At 77.3% G+C, this 3,896-nt stretch carries 2 protein-coding genes and 1 pseudogene; all 3 read right to left on the reverse strand.

All coding sequences use genetic code 11. From position 1 onward, the window contains the following. Positions 1 to 466: pseudogene (locus ACFU99_RS36390) on the reverse strand (Moenomycin biosynthesis protein MoeGT1); the annotation flags it as partial. Next, positions 456 to 2,468, reverse strand: coding sequence for an asparagine synthase (glutamine-hydrolyzing) (gene asnB / locus ACFU99_RS36395; RefSeq protein WP_384400741.1), 2,013 nt, complete (start codon positions 2,466 to 2,468; stop codon positions 456 to 458). The gene asnB and the pseudogene ACFU99_RS36390, both read right to left, overlap by 11 nt. A 78-nt stretch (positions 2,469 to 2,546) precedes the next feature. After that, positions 2,547 to 3,578: an NAD-dependent epimerase/dehydratase family protein gene (locus ACFU99_RS36400; protein ID WP_384400744.1), complete on the reverse strand. Its 1,032-nt coding sequence runs from the start codon at positions 3,576 to 3,578 to the stop codon at positions 2,547 to 2,549. Positions 3,579 to 3,896: the final 318 nt, after the last annotated feature.

The following is a 3,896-nucleotide window of genomic DNA, read 5'->3' on the forward strand; positions in this document are numbered from 1 at the left end:
GTCCGGGGTTGGTCACGTGGGCGGCGACGCGCGGGCGCGGGCGGCCGTCGGCGCGGGCCGCCGCGTTGGCCGCGGCCAGGGACAGCCGGGCGATGAACGGCTTGGCGCCGACGACGAGATCGGGCCGGTGGGTCCGCAGGTGGTCTACGAGGCCGTCCAGGGGCCGCGCCCCCGGCGGCGGCGCCGCTCCCGCCTCGCATCCGGCCGGCCACTCGGCGGCGAGCTCCGCCATGAGCGCCTGGTAACGGCGGGTGCGGGTGGCCGTGTCCGGGCTCTGGAGGGTGATCTCCCGGATGCGCGCACCGACGTCGCCGACCCAGGGCAGCAGCGATTCGGCGGTGAGGAGGGTGACCTCGGCGTCGGGCAGCCGCTCCCGGAGCACCGTGGTGAATCTGGTCGCCGCCAGGTAGTTCCCGAACTCCCCCCAGGTGCGCGGGGAGAGGACGTGGACGCGCTCACCGGACATGGCCGGCCTCCCTTCCGTCGTCCGTCGGCTCGCCGGTCCGCCCCAGGTCGGTGAGGGGCGGGCGGGCCCTGTCCGGTGGTGCGCGCAGCGCGTGGTCGTACCAGACCTGGAAGCACAGCAGCGCCCACAGCCCGGCCGTGTGGTCCGCGCGCGCCGCCAGGTGTTCGTCGACGAGGCGTCGTACGGCGGCGGGGTCGAACAGTCCGTGCCGTTCCAGCCGGTTCGGGGCGAGCGACTCCAGCAGTACGGGGCGGAGTTCGGCGCGGAGCAGGCGGGCCACCGGGGCGCGGAAGCCGAGTTTGCGGCGGCGCGCCGCCTCGGGCGGCAGGTGCCGGGCGGCCACCCGGCGCAGCAGGTACTTGGCGGTGAGGCGGCGCAGTTTCAGCTCCGGCGGCAGGGCGGCGCAGAAGGCGACGACGTCCCGGTCCAGGAAGGGGGAGCGCGGTTCCAGCGCGTGGCGCATCGCGCCCCGGTCGGTCTTGGCGAGGACGGTGTCGCACAGGAAGTGGCGGATGACGCCGAGCTGGGCGCGCTCCAGGGGCGGCAGGGATCCCAAGTCCGCCAGGAGCGCGTCGAGTTCGGCGAACGGGCGGTGTCCGGAGCGCTCCAGGGCGGCGCGGGCGGGCGGGCTCAGCAGCGCGGCCGTCGCCCGCGGTCCGAAGGGCGCGGTGGAGGCGTAGAACCGGTGCTCGGCGGGGGTGCGCAGGCCGCGGGCGAGCTGGCGCAGGGCCGCCGAGGCCGGCAGGTTCCCCTCCCCCGGCCGCAGCCGGGCCGCCGCGCGGCCGGTCGCGTCCAGGAGCCGGGGCGGGAGGAAGGAGAGGCGGCCGAGCACTTTCTGCGCCTGGAAGAAGCGGTAGCCCAGGAGGATTTCGTCGGCGCCGTCCCCGGTGAGCACGGTCCGTACGGCGTCCCGCGCGGCCCGGCATACCAGCAGCGTCGGCAGCAGGGAGGGGTCGGCCAGCGGCTCGTCGAGGCGGGGGAACTCCTCGGTGAAGGCCCGCGCCAGGTCCGTGCCGCCCAGGCGTACGACGTGGTGGTCCAGGCCCAGGTGCCGGGCGACCGTGCGGGCGGGGCCGCTCTCGTCGAACGCCGCGTCCTCGAAGCCCGCCGTGAACGCGGGCAGCGGCCCCTCGCGGTGGCGCCGGGCGAGCGCCGCGACGGTGGAGGAGTCCAGGCCGCCGCTGAGCAGCACCCCGAGCGGGGCGGCGGTGCTGGTGGTCCTGCGCTCCACGGCGCGGTCCAGGACCTCTTCCAGTTCGCGGGCCGCCGCCGCGGCGGGGATCTTGCGGCGGGGGCCGCTCGGCACGGCGGCGCGCAGCTCGTCGTACGCGCCGCCGCCCGGTTCCTCGCGCACCCGGCCGCCGTGCTCCACGCGCAGGACGCTGCCGGGCCGTACCTTGTGCACCCCCGCGAGCGCGGTGTGCGGCGCGGGGTAGGCACGCAGCGTCAGATAGTCGGCGAGGGCGGGCAGGTCGGGCTCGCGGGGGCAGGCGGAGTGGCGCAGCAGTGCGGTCAGTTCGGAGGCGAAGGCGACGCCGCCGGGCACCGGCGTCCAGTACAGGGGCTTCTTGCCGAACGGGTCGCGGGCCAGCAGCAGGGCGCCCCGGCCGGCGTCGTACAGGGCGAGCGCGTACATTCCCCGCACGCGCCGGAGCACCTCGCGCAGCCGGCCGCCGCTGTGCTCGTACAGTTCGGCGACGATCCCGGTGTCGCCGCCGCGCGGGGGCGCGCCGTGCCGGGCCAGGTCGCGGCGGAGCTCGCGGTGGTTGTACACCTCGCCGTTGAGCACGGCCACGGTGCGCCGCGACGCGGAGACGTAGGGCTGGCGGGCGGCGGGGTCGACGAAGGGCAGGGCGCAGTGCGCCATGGTGACCGGCGGCCGGTGCACGGCGCCGTCGCCCTCCGGGCCGCGGTGGGCGACGGCGGCCAGCATCCGCGCGGCCACCTCGAACGCCCGGTCCCCGACGAGCGCCGGGTCAGCGAAGCCCGCCAGTCCGCACACGGCACGCCTCCTCCGCACCCTCGCGCGCCCGGCTCGACGGCCGTGCCGGGGCGTGTTCCCAGGTCACCGGCGCCCCCGTCACCGCGGCGCTCCGGACGCGATGCCCGGGGACGCCGCCCGGACGGTGGCGGCGACCTGGGCGGCGATGCCCTCGCGCAGGCCGGTGGCGGCGCGGTAGCCGAGCACGCGCGCCGCGCGGGAGGGGTCCGCGAGGGTGGTGAAGGCGTCGCCCGGCTGTGGCGCGGTGTGCTCCAGCAGGGGCGGGCGGCCCATCGCCTCGCCGACGGCGGCGCACAGTTCGAGGACGGTGGTGCGGCGCCCGGCGCCGACGTTGTACGCGCCGCCGGGCACGTGGGGTCGCTGGGCGAGGAGCAGGGCGCGCACGACGTCGCCGACGTAGGAGAAGTCGCGGCTCTGGCTGCCGTCGCCGTAGACCGGCAGGGACGTGCCGTCCAGGACGGAGCGGATGACGCGGGCGGTGAGCATGTCGGGCCGCTGGCCGGGGCCGTAGACGGTGAAGAAGCGCAGCGAGACCACGGTGAGCGGCGAGCCGGGGCGGGCGGCGTACGCGGAGCCGAGCCGTTCGGCGGCCAGTTTGGTGACGCCGTACGGGGAGACCGGGCAGGGCAGTTGGTCCTCGGCCATGGGCTGTTCCCGGCCGGGGCCCTCGCCGTAGACGCTGGAGGAGGAGGCGAGCACCAGCCGCGGCACGCCCGCGCGGTGGCAGGCGGCCAGGAGGCGCTCGGTGACCTGGACGTTGTCGCGCAGGCAGGCGGGGAAGTCGTCCCACGAGGACCGTACGCCGGGGCGGGCGGCGAGGTGGAAGACCGTTTCGGCGCCGTTGAGGAGGGGTGCGAGGTCCATAGTGGCCAGGTCCCCGGCGACGTGCCGCACTCCGGACGGCTCGGGGTCCGCGGGGTCCGCGAGGTTCGCGAGGTCCGCAGGGCCGTCGGGATACAGCCTGGTGCGGGTCCAGGTCCGGTCGACGGCGGTGACGGGGCGGCCCTGCCGCGCGAGGGCGGGGACGAGGTGGGAGCCGATGAATCCGGCCGCGCCGGTCACCACCGCCGCGGGGACGCCGCGCCGCGCTGCCTGGGCCTGCTGCGTCATGTGGTCCCCCTCAGTCGTGGTCCGCTCCGGCCGGGAGCGGACCGCTCGCGTCCGCCGTACTCGGCTCGCGCCGGGCCTGGTCTGGTCTGGTCACCGTGCCGGGCTGTGCTGGGCCGGGCCGGTTCTGCCGTGCCCGGCGCCGGCGGCCCGGCGTCGTCGGTCAGGCGACCGCGGCGCCGTGCGCCTCGTAGGGCGTTCCGGCGGCTTCCGCCATCCGGTGCCCGGCCCGGATCTGGTAGTCGTCGATGCCGCCGGGTTCGAACGGCCCGGCCGTTCCCGCGCCGCGCGCCGCCGCGGACTTCGCGGGCACCCCGAGGT

It is taken from the genome of Streptomyces sp. NPDC057654 (assembly GCF_042800135.1).
Classification (GTDB): domain Bacteria; phylum Actinomycetota; class Actinomycetes; order Streptomycetales; family Streptomycetaceae; genus Streptomyces.

Bases quoted from the DNA above. Each gene is read 5' to 3' on its own strand.
- ACFU99_RS36400 (WP_384400744.1), bottom strand. From the start codon at position 3,578: ATGACGCAGCAGGCCCAGGCAGCGCGGCGCGGCGTCCCCGCGGCGGTG.